Source organism: Rickettsia tillamookensis, assembly GCF_016743795.2.
Classification (GTDB): Bacteria; Pseudomonadota; Alphaproteobacteria; order Rickettsiales; family Rickettsiaceae; genus Rickettsia; species Rickettsia tillamookensis.
In genome coordinates, this window is the sequence record NZ_CP060138.2 from 962,095 (window position 1) to 983,460 (window position 21,366).

A 21,366-nucleotide genomic window follows, 5' to 3' on the forward strand; every position below is an offset into this window, starting at 1 on the left:
TATCGTCATTGCGAGGAAACATTGCACACGTGGATCGAGAAATGTGCTCGTTGTCATCCCGTGGCTTGTCCACGGGATCCATAAAAATAATTTAAAATATTAATAATATTAGTATTTTAAGCTGGATACCGCGATCAAGTCGCGGTATGACAATGAATAAAGTCAAGCCTATAACAACTCTATTGATATTTTACTCATAATCTGCTATAGAGTAAAACTTAAGCGGTCGTGGCGAAATTGGTAGACGCACAGCATTGAGGGTGCTGTTCTGTAAAAAGATTGGAAGTTCAAGTCTTCTCGACCGCACCACTCGCCGGTTTTTCACAAAGTCAAATTAGCGACCTCTTTCTGTAGGTGTTTCTTTTCTCTGTTCTGAGATCATTGCTCTAAAGCTTTTTTGTTTCGGTACTTTAGATTCTATATTTACTCCTAGCTTTTTCTTATTAGCGAATGTTTGTGCTGATTGTACAAATGATGCGAAGATTTTTTTATCACGCACCACTTCTTTGATTGAATATTTAGGCTCTGAATCAAACTTTTCAGGATGAAATTGAAAGGTACGAATTGGGGCACCAAACTGTGATTCCGTTCCTTCTATTTCTCCGTGCTCGGTTTTAGCTGATACTTTTAGTAACTCTTTTTTATCTATCAACCTATCTTTCCCCCTATTTCTTGTACTATATTATTATGACTAGCCCAAAAATTTTGTTTGGATATTTCTTTTTGAGTAGAATTTCTTTTTATTATTGATGCTAATTCTGAAGTAGGTTCAATAATTATAGAATCATGTTCATGATTAGGTGCATCAGCTATTTTTCCTTTAAGATAGGTATTAATAATTTGATGCCCCCCGCAAATTCCCATTATTGGCATCCCTTTTTCTATAGCAACTTCTGCCATAACCATTTCGGCAAGAGAGCGTGCAAAATCAGATTCATCTTTTTTTAGTTCTAGGTTTACTTTGCCTCCGAACTGCGTTGCTACTTTAGGATTAACTGCTTTATCATTACCAGGAATAACTAACGCATCCTTATCAGATAACAATTCTTTTGCCTTTTGTTTTGCTTCATTTATTATCTCTTCATTAATCTTCTCCTCTTCATTAGCTGATTTAGGTACTATTTCTCTGAAATCGATATATTCTAGATCTCCACCTTGATAAATAAGCTTTTTTTTCGCTTCATTTGCATTTGGTCCTCCAATTTCGGAGTTATAGCTTAATGCAATTTTAGGCCTTGGCGGCAAATCTTCAAAACGTTCTGTTTTTGTAATTTTTGTATATGCCGGCTCATTTAACTCTTCTGCCCGCTTAGTTAACATATCGGAGATTTCGGTATGCCCAAATAATTTGCTCCAATATAGCGGAGTATTTCCGGCCTTATCGGTAATATTCACTGTTTGATAGTAATCAAGATATTTATCAAATATCTTGATTTTTCCTTGTTGAGCTGCTAAATGTAAGAAAGTCTCACCATTACTATTTCTTAAATTAAGAGCTTTTTCTTTATCTTTTTCTATTAACAGTGAAGTTGTATCTATTTTTATGTCTCCTGTACGTTCTAATATAATACTTAGAGCAGTATTACCATTTTTATCCACTTGATTAGGATCAGCTCCATTATTTAGTAACGCATTAACAATAGCTACATTTTTTGTTAATGCTAATAAAAGAGCGGGATTTTCATTCCGATCCAATACATTTGGATTAGCTCCTTTTTCTAATAAGCTATTAATGATATCTAACTCTCTGCTTCTTATAGCCTCTAAAATTATAGGGTCTCTATTTTTGTCAATTGCATTCGGATTAGCCCCTTTCTCTAATAAAGCTGTAACTATATCTAAATTTTTATTGTTTATAGCAAAACGAATACAAGGATTATTATATTTGTCTAACGTATTAGGATTAGCTCCTGCTTGCAATAACTTATGCACCTCTTCTAGATCATCATTCTTAATTTCGCCAATCAATAATTCTTCCTGATAATTCATAATTCCCTTTCCAATATCTTAATAAAAATATACTAATTTAAGGATATAATTAACATGTTAGACTTGTCAATATTATACAATATGGATCTTCCGACAAATAAAAAACTATTGCTTATTTGTACTCTGTGATTTATATTGATTATCAAATTGTACACCATCTTGCATCAAGTCTAGTAATTAATAATTAACTAAGTCTATAATAAACTATTAGGTAAATAGGCTATGCCTAATTTCAATATATTTAAAAGCATCTTACCTGATCATCATGATCAATTTGCCGAGATTTTTGATCAAATCAATGATTTGATTGAAGATCACAATTATGATGCTGCTGCAAGCAGGCTGGCTAAACTTCATTATGCCGATTTAGCGGATTTCTTAGATAATCTTAACAATAAAACATATAAAATAATTATTCCTTTATTACAGGATGAAATTAAGCCTGAAACGTTAGTATCGTTAAATGCTTATAGTAAGCCTTTAATAATAGAAACTTTAGGCATAAAAAAATCTGCAGAATTAATCAATAAGCTAGTTATAGAAGATGCTATTGAAGTAGTAATCGATCTAGACGATGATATAAAAGACCTTATCCTAAGTAATCTTACTAAAGAAAAAAAACACCAAATTACCGTAGGTTGTACATATCCCGAAAATACGGTAGGTAGGGTAATTGAGCGAGATTTTATTAATCTTCAAGAAGGATGGACGGTCGAGGAATCATTAAATTTTATCAAGAACGTAAAAAATGATTTTTATGCTGCTATCGTCACGGATAATAAATTACGCCCTATCGGTATTATTTCTCTTAGCACGCTAATTAAAGGCAAAAAAAATGAATTAATAAAAGATTTGATGAGCAAAGATTTTAAGCTTGCAGATGCTTTTACCGACTTAAATGAACTAAGCTTCATTTTTAGACAATATGCTTTAACTATTGTACCGGTGGTGAATAAAAGCGGTAAGTTAGTAGGTAGCGTATCAATCGATAATATAATTTACATTATCGAAGAACAAGCCGAAAAGGATATATTATCATTAAGCGGGGTGCATACTCAAGATACTTTCTTCAATGTATTTTATACCGTTAAACATCGTTTTCCTTGGCTCTTTGTTAATCTAATCACTGCCTGCATGACCTCACTTATCATTAACCATTTTAACGACACTATTGCAAAACTTGTAACGCTTGCAGCCACTATGCCTATTGTAGCTTCAATGGGCGGAAATGCCGGAACGCAGGCCATGACCGTTACAGTTAGAGCCCTTGCTAATAAAGATATTCATTATAATAATGTCAATAAAGTTATATTAAAAGAAATAGCAGTATCGGCTTTTAACGGTTTTGTACTTGCAATTATCGGAGCAGGACTTAGCTTTGTGATGTTGCTTGACTTAAATCTTAGCGTTATTTTTGCTATTGCAGTTATTTTAAATTTTTTAGTAGCCGGATTATTCGGCTCTGCTATTCCTATAATACTGCATTATTTTGATATAGATCCCGCTGCAGGCTCCGGTGTATTTCTAACAACCATAACCGATGCTCTAGGTTTCCTAACTTTCTTAAGCCTTGCTCATATTTTTTTAGTGTAATTGTTTATTAGATATCTATTCAAATAAAAATACATACACATTACAGCAAACATTAGCTATAGCTCCAAGACATTTACATATACCGCAACTTGTATCCTGATTTTCAAAGTCAGTAATATTATTCTCATTATGTATGTTATTATCACTTAATATGTTCTGATTATTCTCATTAATATTAGACTCTTTGAACAATAAATTTGCAACAGTTAATATTAACTCACCCTGTGATGCAGTTAGATTAGTATTATTTAAGGAACTAGATTGTGCATACTCTTGTACTTCTAAACTATTACGGTTTGACATAGTTACATTTTGACTTTAGGATTAATATTTAAAATTATATAATAATCTTTAATCTACAGCTATTTATTATTGTAATTTTTTTAGCCAACAAATTATAAAGAAATAACTTATTATGGAAGATATAAGCTCTTGGAAAGAAAAGTTTGAAATTTGTGTTTATAGTAAAAAATTACTCGATAAACTCGAATATTTAAATACTAAAGTAGAAAATCCTATAGATATCCTCGAAATCAAAAAAGGTATCTACTATGCACGTAAATATCACGGTTCTCAAATGCGTCAATCAGGCGATCCTTATTATTCGCACCCGATTGAGGTAGCAATTATGCTTGCTGAATTTGTAGCTGAAGAAGCACCTAAGCTTTATAACATTATTATGCTGCAAGCTGCTTTACTGCATGATACTATTGAAGACACCGAATTAACTGAAGAAGCAATTACCAAAATTTTTGGATCGGAAGTAGCAAAACACGTAGAAGGTCTAACTAGAATTAAATCCTACGGGAAGATAAGTAGCGGAGAAAGCCTAAACTTACTAATTAAAGAGAAAAGATACAATACGGCATTAATAAAATTATTTGACCGAATTCATAATGTGCAAACTTTAGGAGTTAAATCACCTGAGAAAGCTAGAAAAATTATTGAAGAGACTTTAATAAATTTTCTTTTGGTCGCTGCTAATATAAATTATAAACTAGAACGAGAATTTGCTGAGTTATGCCTAAAAGTTTTTAATATCGAACTTGAAAGACAACAAGCTTTTTCTAATAATAACTCTCTGCTTCCTCCTCTAACTTTATAAAATGATTTACTCCAAATGTATAACCAATTAGAATTGGAATAATAAAGAATAATAATCCCCAGTGATTAAAATAATCTATCAAGTAAATTGTTCCAAAAGAAGAAACTGCAAACATTAAGGCTCTTGATAAAGCAAATATAAAACTGCCGCATGTAAAACGTTTTAATACCGGAAATCTTGCATAAAACACTGCACCTGCCGGAAAAGTAGTAGGGGCAAATACTACAATAAATAATTGGAATAAAAGTAATTCTATAGTATTTGAAATATTGTTTAGTAAGATAGGAGACATAATAGCTACAATAGAAAATATTATTAATCTTACCTTAAGAACTTTTAAAGGATGTATTTTACAAACCAAATAAGTAACAATTATTGTACTTATTAATTCTGTACCACAAACAATAAAATTTTGATGAATTACTTGAGCAGCACTGTAATTAAATGAGTTTTTCAGCATATTACCGCAATAAATATAAACAATATAAAACCATAACGGGGCTCCACAATGTATAAAAAAGAAAGCTATTGCTGTTGGTTTATTAATTTTTTCACTCCAAATAGGGCTTGATTTTAGCCTATTACTATCTATTCCCGCTTGTGCTACAGTTTTCTTTATTCGTCTTTTTGCATCAATGAAATCCGGAGTCTCTCTAAGATTTGTCCTTGCAACAGCACCAACTATAGCAATAGCTGCTCCAAACCAAAATGCAATACGCCAATCAAGTCCAAAAGAAGTAACAAGTGTTCCTACCGCCAATGCTACAGTTGCACCTAAAGTTACAAAAACAACAAGCGAAGCCACCACCCAATAACGTTGAGGAATTTTTGTCACTTCGGTTAGATAAAGCTCAGCACCTACTACCTCCCCCATAGAGGACATCCCTTGAGCGATACGACACGCAGTTACTACAAAAGTTGCTGTAATACCAATTTCGGCATAAGTTTTTAAATTAGCCATTATAAGACAACAAAGCGACATTAAAAAAGTTGTAATAATGACCGTTGCCTTACGCCCTATAGTATCTCCTATCCAACCGAATATTAAAGCACCGATAGGTCTAAATATATATGTTGAACAATATGCAATGGCAGAATATAGAGAAGCAGCTCGTGCATCGGCTTCAGGAAAAAATAGCTCGTTAAGTAATACCGCCATGTGTACATAAAGCATGAGGTCAAAATATTCAAGAAACGTACCTATCGATAATAACCCTATTGCTTCTTTTTGATTACGGGCTAAACTCTTTTGCTCTTTTGCGTAACTTAACATGCTTTTTTACAGATTAGTTAAAATTTATAAAGAACTATAGTGTTTTATATAAAAATAAAAGTCAATTTAAAAAAATTAGATTTTATAGAATTGCTAACTAAAGATAAATGTCGTAATGAACTGAGCGACTGAAAGGAACGTATCAATCTAAGAAAATAATAAAAAAAAATGCTAGTTTACAGAGTTTTTAACTAGATTACTTAGTCAATTACTTTGTAATTTCCTTGCAATGGTATTGATTTATTAAATAATCTATCTTTATTTAGCAATGCAAATAAATTTCTAATTTAATACTTGCAATTTATCTTATAATTACTTATATTCAGATTCGCTTAGATTAAAAAGCACCAAGGCGTTTTACATGTAATTAATTTTGATCCCCTTAAACTTTTTACATTAAAACGCCGTTATTTTATTTAAGCGGGTGTAGCTCAGGGGTAGAGTGCTACCTTGCCAAGGTCGAAGTCGAGGGTTCGAATCCCTTCACCCGCTCCAAATACTCATTCTTTGTTAGTCAAGATTTTTATATACTGCATCTCTTTTCCCTATTTTTATAACTAACACGGTAACCTCGTGGTCTTTAATTTGACATATTAATCTATAGTCTCTAACTCTATAACGCCATAATTTAATTATACCGACACTTTTGAGCTGTAGACCATGATTTCTAGGTGAAATAGATACATTTTTAATAAGATACTGATAAATAGCTTTCTTAGAGCTCATCTGTAAATAAATCTTAACCGGTAATTTAATTCTTTTTTGCTGCAAATTATAAGATTTTTTTGAAATATGAATAATATTCCTTCAAAAATTTTATCAATTTTCGCTAAAAAAGCTCTTTAATTACTAGTTAAAATTTATTTACAGATGGGCTCTTAACATCTTTTGTAAGTTTGCTAAATTCCTTATCAGCACTTTTGGTAAATTCAATCTTCCAAACCATATTTTTTCTTAATATCTTCTAATGAAATTACTTCTTCCCCTTTTTCTATACGAGACAAAGCAATTAACAAATCTGCTTTTTCTTCTATATAACTTTCTATTGCTTTACGTATAATATATCCTTTTGGTCTATCGATTTCCTTAGCAACATTAGAAAGTATAATATCTAGTTCATTAGAAATTCTAGTAGTTATAACTGTCATAAAAATAGCCATTTATCGGTTTTGTGATAACTTATAATAATATAAAATACATTTAAATACAATGCATTACCTTTGATTAACTTTATATTTTTATTTTACCCTTGCATAAAAGCGTTTAGCTAGCTATTTTTATTTTATTAGACTTCTTGCATAATGTAGCTAATAAGGATAAATTTGTAGGAAACACGGCACGCAGTACCACAACGTACAAAAAAGTACGCGAGGATACGAGTACCGGATTGACGTATACCTTTAGAAAGAGGTTATACAGGAAGAATATTGCAACAATTAGGAAATTACATATGTCAGCAAATACGCAAGATAATCAAGCAAATAATAACGACACTATAGAGATACAGGAAACTGAGGTAGTGCCTGTAGAAACAAATTTTTTACAATCGGGATTAACGAGCTTAATACCGATGGTTTTAATTTTTGCCGTATTTTACTTCTTATTATTACGTCCACAAGAAAAGCGTCGTAAAGAAAGAGAAAAGTTAGTAAGTGAAGTTAAAAAAGGCGAAGAAGTTCTAACCAATAGCGGCATTTACGGTATTGTAACTAAAGTAAGTGAAAATGACAATAATATTGAAATCGAAATAGCTAAAGACGTACGTATTAAAGCTTTAAAAAGTGCTATTGTTGATATAACAAGTCGTTCAAAAGAAGTGGCAGTAAAAAAAGAAAATAACAAAAAAGATAAGAAGGTAAGCGGTGCAAAATCTTCCTAAGTGGAAAATTTTTCTTTCAATTATATGTACAGTTTTTGCGGTTATTTGTGCCTTACCTAATTTTATGCAGGTAAATTCTAAGTTTCTGCCTCATGATTCAGTAAATCTAGGCCTTGACCTTAGAGGAGGAGCCCATTTATTACTCGATGTTGATTTTGACACCTACTTAAATGATTCAATGGAAAACCTTGCCGACACTTTACGCAAAAATTTTCGTGAGGATAAAATCGGCTATAAAAATCTGTTAGTTAGACAAAATAGCATTCAATTAGAAGTAAGATCGCCTGAGGAATTAAAGCCGTTAAAGAAAATAATTAACAAAATTGATCCGGAAATTATCGCTGAAGTAAACGAAAATAAAATAAAGCTTAGCTACAGTGAATCTAGATTAAATGACTTACTTAATAAGGTAGTAGACCAATCTATTGAGATCGTTCGCATGAGAGTTGATAGTACCGGCACTAAAGAGCCGACACTACAGAAGCAAGGCGACAAGCATATATTACTGCAAGTTCCCGGCGAAGAAAATCCCTCTTACCTGAAGAATATATTAGGGAAAACTGCAAAGCTAACTTTTCATTTAGTTGATGAAAATGCCAATATCGAAGAAGCGGTAAAAGGACATGTTCCGGTAGGTTCAATGCTAGTTAAGGGGGATAGCGAAAGTCATGGGGAGTATTATGTAGTTATAAAGAAAAAAGTTGTTTTGGGTGGGGATCAGCTTACAACCGCATCAGCTTCTTTTGACCAAAATTCGCAAGCGGTAGTTGCTTTTTCTTTCAACAATTTAGGTAGTAAAATATTTGGTGAAATAACCAAAAATAATACCGGTAAACGCCTTGCTATAGTTTTAGATAATAAATTACTAAGTGCTCCAACGATAAACGGAGCGATTATGGGCGGAAGCGGTATAATAACAGGAAATTTTACCGTTGAGTCGGCAAATGAGCTTGCACTATTATTGCGAGCCGGTTCGCTCCCTGCCCCACTTAAAATTATTGAAGAGAGAAGTATAGGTCCAAATTTAGGTGCTGATTCTATAGAGTCGGGCAAAAAGGCAGGACTTATAGGGTTTATAGCAGTTTGTATATTTATGGTTTGGTCTTACGGTGTACTTGGTTTATTTGCCAATATAGCTCTAAGCCTTGCATTGTTATATATTCTAGCTTTACTTTCACTTTTCCAAGCTACTTTAACTCTACCGGGAATTGCAGGAATAATACTAACTATGGGTATGGCTGTTGATGCTAATGTATTGATTTACGAAAGGATTAAAGAGGAACTACATAAAGGAGTTTCTAATCTTTATGCTATTAGAACCGGTTTTGAATCTGCGTTTGCTACTATCCTTGATTCTAACCTAACTACTTTAATCGTTGCTTTTTTACTTTATATATTCGGAGTCGGGGCAATAAAAGGTTTTGCCGTTGCATTAACGATCGGGATTATATCTTCAATGTTTTCGGCGATTATCATTACTAAATTGTTAATAGATATTTGGGTAAAATATTTTAAACCTAAAAAATTAGGTCTGGTGTAAGAGAAGCCAAGGTGTCATACCGTGGCTTGTCCACGGTATCCAGTAAAACAACTAAAAATATCAATATTATTGATATTTTTAACTAGACCCCGTGGACAAGCCACGGGGTGACAATGGTGGACAACGAAGAAATAGGTAATATATTATGAAAATGCAATCAAATGTTATAAAAATAATTATCGTAATTAGCTTATTAATAGGAGTAGGAGCATTATATTTGTTATTATCTTTAAGAACGCCTGAAAAACCGCTTGCCGGTCAAGTTAATATCTATGAAGATAGCGTAAAAATCGGCGGTGATTTTGAACTAATAGACCAAAATGGAGAGATATTTAATAGTGATGAGTTGAAAGGCAATTTAAGCCTCATTTATTTTGGATTTACTAGTTGTCCTGATATATGCCCAACCTCTCTAAATAAAATGACGGAGATTGTAGAAATTTTAAATAAACATAAAATAGATATTCTACCTGTTTTTATCACTATTGACCCAAAACGTGATACTCCTATAGCACTTAAAGAATATCTAAAACATTTTCATCCGAAATTTATAGGTCTTACCGGTAACGAGCAACAGATAAAAGATGTAACCGATAAATTTAAAGTTTTCTATGCTCGTGTAAATGGTGATGATGACGACCCAAACTATATGCTTGATCATTCATCTTTTACCTATTTAATCGATGCAAACGGAAAATATCTGAAACATTTCTATTTAGATTCTTCACCTAAGGAAATTATGGAATTTTTAAAAGGCAATTAATGAGTAATTATATATTAGCTGCATATTTATTTACTTTTCTAGTTTTAATTATATTGCTAGTTAGTAGTTTTTTAAATTACAAATCATTGAAAAATAAACAGAATTTTAATGCAAAAGAGAGTAAGGAATAGGTTAATAACAATAATTATTTGTTTTTGCTCTGCAGCTCTTGGAATTAGTATAATACTTTACAATTTAGAGAAAAATATAGTATTTTTTTTGCCACCATCAAAAATTAATGAAATAGAACAAGGCAAAGAGTTAAGAGTCGGCGGGCTTGTTAAAATAGACTCAATAAATAAAATTGCTGCTGATAAGATAAGTTTTGTTATTACCGATAATATTAAGGATTTAGAGATATTATACCAAGGTGTACTCCCTGCTCTATTTCGTGAAGGACAAGGAATTATTGCCCTAGGGCAATTATCGGACAGAAAATTTATAGCAAGACAATTACTTGCAAAGCATGATGAGAATTACAGACCTCCGAAATAACAACGTCATTGCGAGGAAGGCTTGCTTGCGTGGATATCACTCCGTCATTGCGAGAAGAATTACGTAGTAATTCGGCGAAGCAAGGAAGAAAAAAAATTCTGATTTACAGAATTTTTTTATTATTTTTTCTGGATTGCCACGTCGCTTCGCTCCTCGCAATGACGATTTTGTATCCACCAATGCCTTCTCGCAATGACAAAAAATAACCAATAAATCAAATAAATAAAAACATGTTTATAGATAAAATCAAAGCAAAAGCAAATAATGACGAAATAAATGTAATTATAGAAATTCCGATGAATAGCGGTCCAATCAAATACGAATTTGACAAAGAATCAGGAGCGGTTTTTGTTGATCGCTTCATGCAAACTACAATGAGCTATCCGTGTAATTACGGCTTTATTCCTCATACTCTTTCAAATGACGGTGATCCGGTAGACGTACTTGTTGTAGCTCATCATCCGGTAGTGCCTGGGTCGGTTATAAAATGCCGAGCAGTCGGCGTATTGATGATGGAAGACGAATCGGGGCTTGATGAAAAAATAATCGCAGTACCGACTTCTAAACTTGATATTACTTTCGATCATATTAAAGAATTAGATGATTTATGTGAAATGCTAAAGAAACGTATCGTGCATTTCTTTGAGCATTATAAAGATTTAGAAAAAGGTAAATGGGTTAAAGTTACCGGATGGGAAAATAAAGCAAAAGCAGACAGTTTGATTAATGAAGGAATAGATAGGGCGGCACAGGCGTAATACAACTCTGTCATACCGTGTAACTTTACCGGCGTTGTTGCATAGCCCATTTTATGTCATTCCCGCGAAAGCGGGAATCCAGTAAAATAAACTATAAATATAGCAAATTTTTGAAATTAAAAGCTCGATTTATCTCGCTTTATGCTGGATTCCTGCTTTCGCAGGAATGACATCGAGCAGGGTTCTCGAACCATACAACAACGCCAATGCTGAGCTAGTAATGACATCAATCGCATTAAGATAGGACAAAACATACATAGTGACATTATTTCGTTCAGGAATCGTAGTAGCTTTTTTCACATTAATTTCTCGCATATTTGGGCTTGTGCGTGAACAATTTATCGCATCATTATTTGGCTCTACCACTATGGGTGATAGCATTAATGTTGCTTTTAAACTACCGAATCTATTTAGAAGAATTTTTGCAGAAGGGGCATTATCAAGCGTATTCATTCCTATTTATAATGAAAAAATGCTTATTTCTAAGAAAGCCGCTAATAATTTTTCAGGAGAGGTTTTTACCCTTCTACTTCTGACATTAATAGTAATAATAGCATTAATGCAACTCTTCATGCCACAATTAATGTTGTTTATTGCTCCTGGATTTCACGGTAAAAAAGAAAAGTTTGAGCTTACGGTATTTTTATGCCGAATTACAATACCTTATTTAATATTTGTTTCATTAACGGCTCTACTTGGTGGAATATTAAACTCTGTAAAAAAATTCGCTGCATTTGCTTTTTCACCGGTTATTTTAAGTGTATGCGTAATAATTTTTACTTTAACATTTGATAATTATATAGAGTCTACTATCTCAATTAGCTTATCTTTAATAATTGCCGGAATATTACAAGTTTCTTTTATGTTTGTCTGTGTGAAAAGAGCGGATTTAAACTTTCCGATAATTTTTAACCCAAGCGATCCCGATGTAAAAAAGCTTTTGATTAATATGGGACCGGCAACCATTAGCTCCGGCGTACAGCAATTAAATCTTTTCATATCCCAATCTATTGCTAGCTTTATTGAAGGTGCTATTTCTATATTATCTTATGCCGACCGGATATATCAATTTCCTTTATCGATAATAGGTACTAGCTTCTCTACTATATTGCTACCTGAGCTGTCAAAAATCTATAAATCAAATGATATAGTAGCGGCAAAAAAAATACAGAATAACGCTATTAGAATGGGGCTATTGTTATCATTGCCTGCAACATTTGGTATTATAATTCTATCTCATCCGATTATTAATATAATTTATGAAAGGGGAGTATTCACGCCTCAAGATACTACAAATACAGCCGAGGCTATTTCTGCATTTGCACTCGGACTTCCTGCTTTTATTTTGGCAAAAATTTTAACTCCTATTTTTTATGCTAACGGAGATACTAAAACACCGCTCAAAATAACCTTATTTTCAATAATAATTAATACCGGTATGAATCTATTATTAATGGATTCGTTGAAACATATTGGTATTGCAGTTGGTACATCTATTGCAGCTTGGTATAATCTAGGTTTATTATATAGCTATACTACAAAACAAAATAAGCTACATATAGAAGCAGGTATAAAGCTTTTCTGTGGTAAAATTTTGTTATGCTGCATAATAATGTCTATCATCATTGCTTTAATAAAATATTATTATTTAGAATATTTTTATTCGGAATATTTATTGATTAAAGTTTGCATGCTAGGCGGTACAATTGCAGTCGGAATGGGAGCATTTTTCGGCACGGCATATTTATTAAAAGTGGTTAATTATGGTAATAACAAGAAATAAGAATCAGTCAAATTATCAGGATTTGTTAAAGACTTTAGCTATCATAGCTATGATCATTGATCATGTTGGTTTATATCTATATCCTGAATTAACTATTATGCGGATCATAGGTCGTACAGCTATGCCGGTATTTTGCTTTTTTGCCGGTTATAATTTTCATGATAAGCCAAAAACCCATATAATAATATTCGGTGTTTTATTACAAATATATACCACTGTACTATTTAAACAATTTCTTACTACAAATATTCTAATCTCTATCTATCTAGGGCAATGGTATATTTATTATTTTCGTAATTCTTTAACTCGCTTCTTCTACAGCGGTTATTGTCATGTAATTATAATGGTAATATTATGGTATATTAGCTGGGCTTTGATTGATTACGGGACTCTTGTAATTGCTATAATGATACTTGGATTTATTTCAAAACATGAGCAGACAAATCTAAAACTTTGCTGCTTTATAGCAATTTTTGCTTCTTTCGTGCATTCAACTCTTTTTACTCTTGCAATTTCCTTTAATGAGTTTAATTTTTCAAATACTGAATTAATTTTAAACCTCACTTTCTTAACAATTACTTATATATTAATGATCTTAAGCGATTATTCACAAAAAATACCAATAAATCTAAAATGGATAAGTCGTAATGTTTTATCTATTTACTGCATACAAATTATAATCTTACAATTCATATTCATCTATAAATACACATATGGTTTTAAAAATTGGTAAGTAAATATTAATAATTAGTGACAGTGGTCTTAGATTAATATTAATATGATTTAGATAATATTGATATTACTTATATGGATTTAATAGATCGTCTAATTTCGTATAATGAACAATATAAAGAGCAATTTAGAAAAAACAAACTATTTGAAATTAACTTAGATAGTACCCTACGAAAAAATAAATTTCTTAAACATTTTCGGATTTGGTCAGACGAATTTCAAAAAATGGTATTAGCAAGAGTAGTGTTTTCTGAAACAAAAGAATTTAAACAACTTGCATGGGAGCATCTTACCGATGAATTTGGACATAATATAAAGTTATCCCAAAATCTAGAAAATGGTGAAGAAACTACAGATTCTATTTTTGAGGCCTTAGGTTCTTGGTTTACACTATAAAAATGATGACTCTTGGAGATAGTGAAAGAGCCGTCCTTGTCCATTTAGTAATAGAGTCTTGTGCTACTATATTCTATGAAAAACTAGGATCAATATTTTTAAATCATAAGTCAGCAAAACATTTCAAAACACATATGCATCTTGATCCCGAACATGAACAAATGGGAATAGATTTATTAAAACAAATAAATATTAATGATTCTTCTTTACTCACTATTCAGAAAAAAGGCTGGGATATGATTGATGCTCTGTTTACTAGACTTGCTGAAATTACTCAATACTGATTTTATCCTCGCAAAACTCGTTTTACAATATTCGGTTCTTTCTCAATGATTTTAAGAAGTAATTTTGCAGCTCCTGTAGGTAATCTTCTTCCTTGTTCCCAGTTTCTTACGGTTGCTACGCTAATACCGAAAGTTATGGCAAATTGCTGTTGGGTTAACTGCAATTTTTCTCTTGCCTCATGAACATCAACATCAGGTAATGAAATGCTATGCTTTTTTACTTTTAGTTTACCTTTAGCATATGATAATGCTTCTTGCATTCCTATTAATATACTTTCCTCTGTTTGATTAAGTTTTTTATTATTCATTTTTACCTCTACTCATATATAATTTTGTCAGCTCTTCACTGAGTATTTTTAATTTATTACAACTATCCTGACTAATGTTTTCTACTTTACTTTTTATAAAACCGGTTATTAAAAATACCGGCATATTTTCATTATGGAAAAAATAAATTATCCTTATACCGCCACTTTTTCCTTTATTATTACTACCTAGAGCAAACCTCAATTTTCTTATTCCGCCCCCACCCTTTATAATATCCCCCTGCTCAGGATTAGCAGCAATATAATTTACTATTTCCGTGCATTCTTTTTCATTCAAAAAAACCTTAGCAAATTTTTGAAATTAAGGCAGCTCAATAACTGTAATAAGTTTTTTGTTCATAAAAGTAATGGTACGCCATTAGCGTACAAAAATCAATAGATATTTTTTATAAATAGCAAAGATAAAAACTAATTAATTGACATTTAAATCCATTATATGTATATCATTAAGGCTTATTTACATATTAAAAATTTTTAATATGTAAGATATATGAATATTAAACAATATTAATGGATTAAGTTATGCCAATACTCCGCGTACTAACAGCAACACCAAAAAGCATTTTTAGTAAACTTACTTATAAATACGATTTAGCTACTACTATACGTGCTTATAATGCTGTAAATATACCTCTAGATGAAGCTTTCAAAACTTCATTACAAAATAATTCTTACAAAACTGCAAAACTACTACTTTCATCAGGTCAACTTAATCTTAATTATAAGGACGCCGAAGGAAATTCAGTTTTAATGAATATACTTCAATCACAAAATACTCCTATACTAAAAAATTATTTTAGCAAAGCAAAAGCAGAAACTGATTTTAAATTATTTCCTTTAATACCTAATAATAGCGGTCATACAATTTATGAGATTGCTGCAGTAGCAGACAATAAAAAAATTTCAAAAATTCTTTATCATAAAATAGCAGAGCTTCATGATCTTAATAAAATAGTAATTCAAGCCTCTGCTAATAAAATAGATTCAAATATTTTAGATTTAGATTCTCCTCCACCTTATAATCTTTCATATTATGATGATGCTACTCATATGACAGGAGAAATACTAGAAAGTAATTAAATCCTAAGAAAGCATTATTGAGTGAATAAAAATCGTCATTGCAAGCGACTAAAAGGAGTGTAGCAATCTCAGGAAATTAAAACTAGATTGCCACGTCGCTTTGTTCCTCGCAAAGCATTATTGCGTGGATACTACCCTGTCATTGCGAGGAGGGACATAGTCCCGACGTGGCAATCTTGTCAAACCTCCTAAGATTGCTTCGCCTTGATTACTACGTAATTCTTCTCGCAATGACGAAAATCACTAAACCTAAACCAGCTCGCTTACTTGCGATTTGGCGAAGAGCTTTATCTGAAAGTTAACAAAATTTAAATTACCTTTTGAACCTATTTCTGCAAATTTATGAGCTTTAAGAAGTAGGTCATAATCGTCCGCTAAATCGGCAAAGAAAAATTCGATTTCGCCGCTTTGTTTTACTCCCAAAATCTCACCACTACCTCGAAGTTTTAAATCCTGCTCAGCTATATAAAATCCATCATTAGTTTGTTTCATTATCTCAAACCTACCTCGTGCAACTTTCCCAAGCCTTTTAGGATTATACAACAATATACAATATGATAGCAAAGACCCACGCCCTACTCTACCTCTAAGCTGATGAAGTTGAGCGAGACCAAACTGCTCAGCGTTTTCGATAACAATTAAAGTTGCTTTAGGCACGTCTATTCCAACTTCAATAACAGTTGTCGCAACTAATATCTTAATTTCACCTTCCTTAAACTGCTTCATTATTTGGTCTTTCTGTTCATTCTTCATCTTACCGTGAATAATACCCGTATAACCTTGATAGATATTTTCGATAGAGTTAAAACGATTCATCACATCCATTAGTAAACTATCCTCTTCTGCTACTTCCTTCTCTCCCTGCTCTATCAATGGACAAATCCAATATACCCGCTCACCTGCCATAAGCTTCTTATTTATTGCTTCGATAATATGTTCTATCTTATTAACTGACATGGTATTTGTAGCGATAGGTAAACGATTTTTCGGCTTACCCATTAGCTTTGAGATACTCATATCACCAAACATAGTAAGTGCTAAACTTCTTGGAATCGGTGTTGCAGTCATAACTAAAACATCAGGATTTACCCCTTTATTTATTAGATTCAAACGCTGCTGCACTCCAAATCTATGCTGCTCATCGATAACTATATAGCCTAGTTTCTTAAAACTTACTTTTTCTTGAAATAACGCATGAGTACCGACTAATATATCAATCTCACCGTTTTCAAGTTGTATAATAATATTTTTACGAGCTGCCCCCAGTATTTTACCTGTAAGTAATCCGACTCTTATATTAGTATTTTTTAAAGCTTTAATAAAGAACTCATAATGCTGATTGGCAAGCAAATCGGTTGGAGCCATAAGGGTTGCTTGAAACCCTGCTCCCACCGTATTTACCATAGTAAGCAAAGCTACCAAAGTCTTACCTGAGCCGACATCGCCTTGCAATAATCTCATCATTTCCACTTTATCGCTTTGCTCAAACTCTATTTCTTCTATGACTTGCTTTTGATAGGAAGTTAGCTCAAACCCTAGCTCATTTAATATATTTGCTTGAATGCCGGCAGCTTTAGGATAAATATTACCTTGTCTTCTACTTATTTGCGTACGTACATTTAAAAGAGATATTTGATTAGCGATAAGCTCCTTGGCTGCTAGTTGTTTTTTGGCAGCCCCAGTGTCATCCCGTGGCTTGTCCACGGGATCCATTTTTTCCGGATTCCCGCTTTCGCGGGAATGACATAAGGGGCGGAAATGACATAAAGAGTGCAGCATTTTCAAATTCTGCAATATAACATCTAAATAATCCCTTACCTCTTTATCTTCTATACTCTTACACTTCTCTTCAAATATCTCTATTGCTTTTATGATATATGAATATAGCTGCTTGTTACTCAGTAAATATGTCAGGGAATAAATCGGCTCTATTTCCTTTGCAAGCTTAGGATTAGTAATAAATTCAGGATGTGAAATCTGCAAATAATGATCAAAAAATTGTACTTTCCCGCTAACAATATGAGAAGTACCTACTTTTAATTTGTTGAAGATGAACGGAGGGGGCTTATGAAAAAACACTAATAACAACGAACCGGTATCATTGCTAGCCGTAATCTTTAACGGCTGATTGCTTTTTTTCGGTAAATTAATGCTCTCAATTATAATTTCCGTTTGGATTATTTCGCCGTCTCTAACTTCGGTTAAATTAGGCGATAATATTTTATTTTGATATGAAACTGGTAAATAAAATAATAAATCACGAATATTGTTAATACCGAGCCTCTTAAGAGCCGATACGGTATCTTCACGAATACTAATGAACGTTTTTACAGGAGCAAATAAAAATTTTTCTAGAATAGTTAGCATATATAGTCATAATTATCTTATATACGAATATATATACTTTATAATAAAAGAAGAATAATAAAATATACAAATTATGACTAATATATTATTCCCGCAAAAGCGGAAATTCAGTACTGTTGCTGTCATACCGTGGCTTGTCCGGTCTTGTTGCATGGCTCGTTTTATGTCATTCCCGCATAGGCGGGAAGGAAATAAAAACATATAAAAAACTTGTTTTTTATATGTTTATTTTATCAAATGTGTAACTTCTTATAGATATTTAAAGTTATTTTTCTGGATTCCCGCCTACGCGGGGATGACATCGAGTAGACTTTTCGAGCCATGCAACAACGCTGGACAAGCCACGGGGTGACAATAATTCACTTCTCTTATAAATCTAATCTTAGCCCTGCTCTAACTATAGCTGAAGAGTTTAAAGGCATACCTTCGATAAATCCCGCTGTTTTGTAACCGCCTGAGCCGACTATCTTAAATGTTTCATTTAAGCTAAGCTCAAAATTAACTGCCCCAAGACCGCCTTGCTTACAGCTCTCTTTTAAAGGAGTAGCAGTTAACATTTTAGGCTGATTCCAAAATGCCGCTTCTAAACCTAAACCGACAAAATCGAATTCGATTAATTTATTTGCTTTAACTCCAACACCGTAAGACTTAAATTTCTGATTTTTGCCGTAATTAATATTAACTTGAATATATTTATTATCAACAACAAAATGGTTAACTAAACCACGCTCTAAACCGTATGGTGCAAGTATCGCTCTAGTCGCAGGTAAATATTTAACCGGTCCTAATTCAATCATCGGAATATTGTCAAGATCTCTATTCATTATAAAAGAATAAGCTGAATAGAATAAATAAGGATCAATTAAATCTAGATAAGCATAAGAACGTATCTTATTTTTAGTGATGTAATTTTTACCATATATTGAATTAATATTTTTTACGTAACCGTTAATATCATTCCCGGCTCTATCACTTTCATTAAGTTTAGTATTAAAAATATAGCTTGGCTGGTCTGTTCTAGTATGTATATATGCTATCCCGTAGGTAGGATTAATTTTGTTACTTGCCATATATCTATCTTTAATATTTTCAGATAGTACATAATCCCCTTGCATTCCCCCAACGTTTATAGCAGCTTGTTTATGCACTTGCAAAGAATTAAAATCTGTAGATTTAAACCAAGTGGAACCACCAAAAGGTCTTACTTCATATTTTGTTACTTTTAAGTCAAATTCTCTTGCTCTTGCTCCATGACCCCCTATTTCATGATTACCTACCATAATCCAAGATGTAGCAGTAAATCTTGTAATATAACTTAAGATTTTCATAGCTATATTATCTGAATCGGCAAACATAGCATCATCTAATTGACGATAACCTTCAATCAATGACATAGCAGCATCACTACTTGCTCTTGAGGACATATCTTTATCATAAGTAATTACATAGCTATAATTTTTTTTAGAATTTTCTTGAATTGTTATATCGTCATCAATATTTGATGCAGTTGCTAATACTGATGATGAATATAAAAGACAAGCAGCAATAGTTAAATTTAGTTTATTTAATTTCATAGTATCATTAATTTTTATTAATCATAAGTAGCTACAATATATACTATTTTAAATTTATGAATAAAATCTATCCTTCGGCTGAGGCTGCTCTTGAAGGACTTCTTTATGACGGCATGACTATAATGTCGGGCGGATTCGGTCTATGCGGTATTCCTGAAAATTTAATAAATGCACTTCTTAAAAGCAATGTTCAAAATTTAACGATTATAAGCAATAATTGCGGTGTTGATAATTTCGGACTTGGGCTTCTTCTTCAAACTAAACAAATAAAAAAAATGATTTCTTCGTATGTCGGAGAAAATAAGATTTTTGAGCAACAATATCTTGATAAAGTACTTGAGCTTGAATTAAACCCACAAGGAACTTTAGCTGAACGAATTAGAGCTGCTTGCATGGGAATTCCGGCTTTTTATACTAAAACAGGTATAGGTACAATAGTCGAAGAAGGTAAAGAAACAAAGGAGTTTAACGGCGAAAAATATATCATGGAAACAGCGTTGCAAGCCGATCTTGCTATTATTAAAGGCTTTAAAGCCGATAAAAGCGGCAACGTGATTTACAATAAAACTGCACGAAATTTTAATGCAGTCATGGCAGGTGCCGCTAAAGTTACAGTTTGTGAAGTAGAGGAAATAGTTGAGGTGGGAGAACTTGACCCTAACAATATTCACACACCTAATATTTTCATACAAAGATTAATAGTAGGTGAAAAATATGAGAAACGTATTGAGCAATTAACTGTCAGGGAAAAATAAGATATGGCTTGGAGCAAAGAAGAAATTTATCAAATAACCGCAGAGGAACTTAAAGACGGATTATATGTCAATCTTGGTATAGGTATGCCCACGCATGTAGCAAATTATATACCTAAAGGAGTGAATGTAATATTTCAAAGCGAGAACGGTATGCTTGGTATGGGACCGTTTCCTTACGCAGGAGAGGAAGATCCTGATTTAATTAACGCCGGTAAGCAAACTATTACTGCTATTCCTGAAAGCAGCTATTTCGACAGTAGCTTTTCATTTGGGATGATTAGAGGTTCACATGTCGATTTAACTATTTTAGGAGCTATGCAAGTCTCACAAAAAGGCGATCTTGCCAACTGGACTATTCCAGGTAAAATGGTTAAAGGTATGGGCGGTGCGATGGATTTGGTCGCTAACACCAAAAGAGTAGTTATTATAATGGAACATAATGCCAAAGACGGCGGTGCTAAATTATTAAAAGAATGCAGCTTTCCGTTAACAGGTAAAAAAGTAGTTAACAGAATAATTACCGATCTTGGAATTTTTGATATTGATAAAGATGAAATGATATTAGTTAGAAAGGCTGACGATGTTACTATTGAGGAAATAAAGTCTAAAACTGAAGCCGAGTTTATTGTAGGCTTATAGGAGAGGTGTGGTTTCGTATATTAGTAGTTTAGACG

General features: G+C 32.5%; 20 protein-coding genes, 2 tRNA genes and 3 pseudogenes. 16 read left to right on the top strand and 9 right to left on the bottom strand.

Annotated elements, in window-relative coordinates:
• Positions 1–222 precede the first annotated feature (222 nt).
• Positions 223–309: transfer RNA gene (locus tag H6P87_RS04705), tRNA-Leu, on the top strand.
• Positions 310–334: 25 nt separating this feature from the next.
• Here H6P87_RS04705 and H6P87_RS04710 read toward each other — a convergent pair.
• Positions 335–1,989 (bottom strand): annotated as a pseudogene (locus tag H6P87_RS04710) (ankyrin repeat domain-containing protein).
• 222 nt (positions 1,990–2,211) lie between these two features.
• On the opposite strand from H6P87_RS04710, the gene mgtE reads away from it, so the two are divergent.
• Positions 2,212–3,582: a magnesium transporter gene (gene mgtE, locus H6P87_RS04715; protein WP_202068699.1), complete on the top strand. Its 1,371-nt coding sequence runs from the start codon at positions 2,212–2,214 to the stop codon at positions 3,580–3,582.
• 15 nt (positions 3,583–3,597) lie between these two features.
• Here the strand turns inward: mgtE and H6P87_RS04720 are convergent, their stop codons facing one another.
• Positions 3,598–3,885 (bottom strand): hypothetical protein, encoded by a 288-nt coding sequence (locus tag H6P87_RS04720; RefSeq protein WP_202068700.1) that lies wholly within the window; start codon positions 3,883–3,885, stop codon positions 3,598–3,600.
• Positions 3,886–3,997: 112 nt separating this feature from the next.
• Here H6P87_RS04720 and H6P87_RS04725 point away from each other — a divergent pair, with 112 nt between their 5' ends.
• Complete coding sequence (locus H6P87_RS04725) at positions 3,998–4,687, top strand: HD domain-containing protein (RefSeq protein WP_202068701.1); 690 nt, start codon at positions 3,998–4,000, stop codon at positions 4,685–4,687.
• On the opposite strand, the gene H6P87_RS04730 is transcribed toward H6P87_RS04725, so the two are convergent.
• A complete protein-coding gene (locus tag H6P87_RS04730) occupies positions 4,650–5,960 on the bottom strand; it encodes an MFS transporter (RefSeq protein WP_202068702.1) in 1,311 nt (436 codons plus the stop codon). The two genes, H6P87_RS04725 and H6P87_RS04730, sit on opposite strands and share 38 nt — an antisense overlap.
• Before the next feature lie 420 nt (positions 5,961–6,380).
• On the opposite strand from H6P87_RS04730, the gene H6P87_RS04735 reads away from it, so the two are divergent.
• Positions 6,381–6,455, top strand: a tRNA-Gly gene (locus H6P87_RS04735).
• Positions 6,456–6,470: 15 nt separating this feature from the next.
• Here H6P87_RS04735 and H6P87_RS04740 read toward each other — a convergent pair.
• Entirely contained in the window at positions 6,471–6,731 is a 261-nt protein-coding gene (locus H6P87_RS04740) for a type II toxin-antitoxin system RelE family toxin (protein WP_202068706.1), read from the bottom strand.
• Positions 6,732–6,889: 158 nt separating this feature from the next.
• The gene (locus H6P87_RS04745; protein WP_011271280.1) at positions 6,890–7,120 is read right to left on the bottom strand and encodes a DUF6290 family protein; all 231 of its coding nucleotides are present in this window, start codon (positions 7,118–7,120) and stop codon (positions 6,890–6,892) included.
• A 290-nt stretch (positions 7,121–7,410) separates the two neighbouring features.
• Between H6P87_RS04745 and yajC the strand changes: the two genes are divergently transcribed.
• From yajC to H6P87_RS04795, 9 genes and pseudogenes are all read left to right on the top strand, one after another.
• Positions 7,411–7,839, top strand: a complete 429-nt coding sequence (gene yajC / locus H6P87_RS04755; protein ID WP_202068708.1) for a preprotein translocase subunit YajC — start codon at positions 7,411–7,413, stop codon at positions 7,837–7,839.
• Positions 7,823–9,379 (top strand): protein translocase subunit SecD, encoded by a 1,557-nt coding sequence (secD, locus tag H6P87_RS04760; RefSeq protein WP_202068710.1) that lies wholly within the window; start codon positions 7,823–7,825, stop codon positions 9,377–9,379. Before yajC ends, secD begins: the two co-directional genes overlap by 17 nt.
• A gap of 145 nt (positions 9,380–9,524) precedes the next feature.
• Positions 9,525–10,142, top strand: a complete 618-nt coding sequence (locus H6P87_RS04765) for an SCO family protein (RefSeq protein ID WP_202068712.1) — start codon at positions 9,525–9,527, stop codon at positions 10,140–10,142.
• On the top strand, positions 10,142–10,273 hold the full coding sequence (locus H6P87_RS04770; protein WP_202068714.1) for a heme exporter protein CcmD: 132 nt from the start codon (positions 10,142–10,144) through the stop codon (positions 10,271–10,273). Before H6P87_RS04765 ends, H6P87_RS04770 begins: the two co-directional genes overlap by 1 nt.
• On the top strand, positions 10,251–10,637 hold the full coding sequence (ccmE, locus tag H6P87_RS04775; RefSeq protein ID WP_202068716.1) for a cytochrome c maturation protein CcmE: 387 nt from the start codon (positions 10,251–10,253) through the stop codon (positions 10,635–10,637). Before H6P87_RS04770 ends, ccmE begins: the two co-directional genes overlap by 23 nt.
• Before the next feature lie 230 nt (positions 10,638–10,867).
• Complete coding sequence (gene ppa / locus H6P87_RS04780; RefSeq protein WP_202068718.1) at positions 10,868–11,395, top strand: inorganic diphosphatase; 528 nt, start codon at positions 10,868–10,870, stop codon at positions 11,393–11,395.
• Positions 11,396–11,654: 259 nt separating this feature from the next.
• Positions 11,655–13,178 carry a murein biosynthesis integral membrane protein MurJ gene (gene murJ / locus H6P87_RS04785; RefSeq protein ID WP_202068720.1) on the top strand — a complete coding sequence of 508 codons (1,524 nt, stop codon included), beginning with the start codon at positions 11,655–11,657 and terminating at the stop codon, positions 13,176–13,178.
• Positions 13,159–13,911, top strand: a complete 753-nt coding sequence (locus tag H6P87_RS04790) for a TraX family protein (protein ID WP_202068723.1) — start codon at positions 13,159–13,161, stop codon at positions 13,909–13,911. The genes murJ and H6P87_RS04790 overlap by 20 nt, the downstream gene beginning before the upstream one ends.
• Positions 13,912–13,985: 74 nt before the next feature.
• Positions 13,986–14,590, top strand: a pseudogene (locus H6P87_RS04795) (hypothetical protein).
• A 2-nt stretch (positions 14,591–14,592) separates the two neighbouring features.
• Here the strand turns inward: H6P87_RS04795 and H6P87_RS04800 are convergent.
• Together H6P87_RS04800 and H6P87_RS04805 are read right to left on the bottom strand one after the other, a co-directional pair.
• Positions 14,593–14,898, bottom strand: a complete 306-nt coding sequence (locus H6P87_RS04800; protein ID WP_202068733.1) for a helix-turn-helix domain-containing protein — start codon at positions 14,896–14,898, stop codon at positions 14,593–14,595.
• On the bottom strand, positions 14,891–15,193 hold the full coding sequence (locus H6P87_RS04805) for a type II toxin-antitoxin system RelE/ParE family toxin (protein WP_246437766.1): 303 nt from the start codon (positions 15,191–15,193) through the stop codon (positions 14,891–14,893). Before H6P87_RS04805 ends, H6P87_RS04800 begins: the two co-directional genes overlap by 8 nt.
• A 245-nt stretch (positions 15,194–15,438) precedes the next feature.
• Here H6P87_RS04805 and H6P87_RS04810 point away from each other — a divergent pair, with 245 nt between their 5' ends.
• Positions 15,439–15,996 (top strand): hypothetical protein, encoded by a 558-nt coding sequence (locus tag H6P87_RS04810; RefSeq protein ID WP_246437768.1) that lies wholly within the window; start codon positions 15,439–15,441, stop codon positions 15,994–15,996.
• Between the two features lie 249 nt (positions 15,997–16,245).
• Here the strand turns inward: H6P87_RS04810 and H6P87_RS04815 are convergent.
• Together H6P87_RS04815 and H6P87_RS04820 are read right to left on the bottom strand one after the other, a co-directional pair.
• Positions 16,246–18,363: pseudogene (locus H6P87_RS04815) on the bottom strand (ATP-dependent DNA helicase RecG).
• A 368-nt stretch (positions 18,364–18,731) separates the two neighbouring features.
• A complete protein-coding gene (locus H6P87_RS04820) occupies positions 18,732–19,937 on the bottom strand; it encodes a hypothetical protein (protein ID WP_202068741.1) in 1,206 nt (401 codons plus the stop codon).
• Positions 19,938–19,993: 56 nt separating this feature from the next.
• On the opposite strand from H6P87_RS04820, the gene H6P87_RS04825 reads away from it, so the two are divergent.
• Positions 19,994–20,692: a CoA transferase subunit A gene (locus H6P87_RS04825; RefSeq protein WP_202068743.1), complete on the top strand. Its 699-nt coding sequence runs from the start codon at positions 19,994–19,996 to the stop codon at positions 20,690–20,692.
• A gap of 3 nt (positions 20,693–20,695) precedes the next feature.
• Entirely contained in the window at positions 20,696–21,331 is a 636-nt protein-coding gene (locus tag H6P87_RS04830) for a 3-oxoacid CoA-transferase subunit B (RefSeq protein WP_202068744.1), read from the top strand.
• The last annotated feature ends 35 nt before the right edge of the window (positions 21,332–21,366 follow it).

Excerpts from the sequence above, each read along its gene's own strand:
- mgtE (WP_202068699.1), top strand. The coding sequence starts at position 2,212 with ATGCCTAATTTCAATATATTTAAAAGCATCTTACCTGATCATCATGAT.
- H6P87_RS04720 (WP_202068700.1), bottom strand. The coding sequence starts at position 3,885 with ATGTCAAACCGTAATAGTTTAGAAGTACAAGAGTATGCACAATCTAGT.
- H6P87_RS04725 (WP_202068701.1), top strand. The coding sequence starts at position 3,998 with ATGGAAGATATAAGCTCTTGGAAAGAAAAGTTTGAAATTTGTGTTTAT.
- H6P87_RS04730 (WP_202068702.1), bottom strand. The coding sequence starts at position 5,960 with ATGTTAAGTTACGCAAAAGAGCAAAAGAGTTTAGCCCGTAATCAAAAA.
- H6P87_RS04745 (WP_011271280.1), bottom strand. The coding sequence starts at position 7,120 with ATGGCTATTTTTATGACAGTTATAACTACTAGAATTTCTAATGAACTA.
- yajC (WP_202068708.1), top strand. The coding sequence starts at position 7,411 with ATGTCAGCAAATACGCAAGATAATCAAGCAAATAATAACGACACTATA.
- H6P87_RS04765 (WP_202068712.1), top strand. The coding sequence starts at position 9,525 with ATGAAAATGCAATCAAATGTTATAAAAATAATTATCGTAATTAGCTTA.
- H6P87_RS04770 (WP_202068714.1), top strand. The coding sequence starts at position 10,142 with ATGAGTAATTATATATTAGCTGCATATTTATTTACTTTTCTAGTTTTA.
- ccmE (WP_202068716.1), top strand. The coding sequence starts at position 10,251 with ATGCAAAAGAGAGTAAGGAATAGGTTAATAACAATAATTATTTGTTTT.
- ppa (WP_202068718.1), top strand. The coding sequence starts at position 10,868 with ATGTTTATAGATAAAATCAAAGCAAAAGCAAATAATGACGAAATAAAT.
- H6P87_RS04790 (WP_202068723.1), top strand. The coding sequence starts at position 13,159 with ATGGTAATAACAAGAAATAAGAATCAGTCAAATTATCAGGATTTGTTA.
- H6P87_RS04800 (WP_202068733.1), bottom strand. The coding sequence starts at position 14,898 with ATGAATAATAAAAAACTTAATCAAACAGAGGAAAGTATATTAATAGGA.
- H6P87_RS04810 (WP_246437768.1), top strand. The coding sequence starts at position 15,439 with ATGCCAATACTCCGCGTACTAACAGCAACACCAAAAAGCATTTTTAGT.
- H6P87_RS04820 (WP_202068741.1), bottom strand. The coding sequence starts at position 19,937 with ATGAAATTAAATAAACTAAATTTAACTATTGCTGCTTGTCTTTTATAT.
- H6P87_RS04825 (WP_202068743.1), top strand. The coding sequence starts at position 19,994 with ATGAATAAAATCTATCCTTCGGCTGAGGCTGCTCTTGAAGGACTTCTT.
- H6P87_RS04830 (WP_202068744.1), top strand. The coding sequence starts at position 20,696 with ATGGCTTGGAGCAAAGAAGAAATTTATCAAATAACCGCAGAGGAACTT.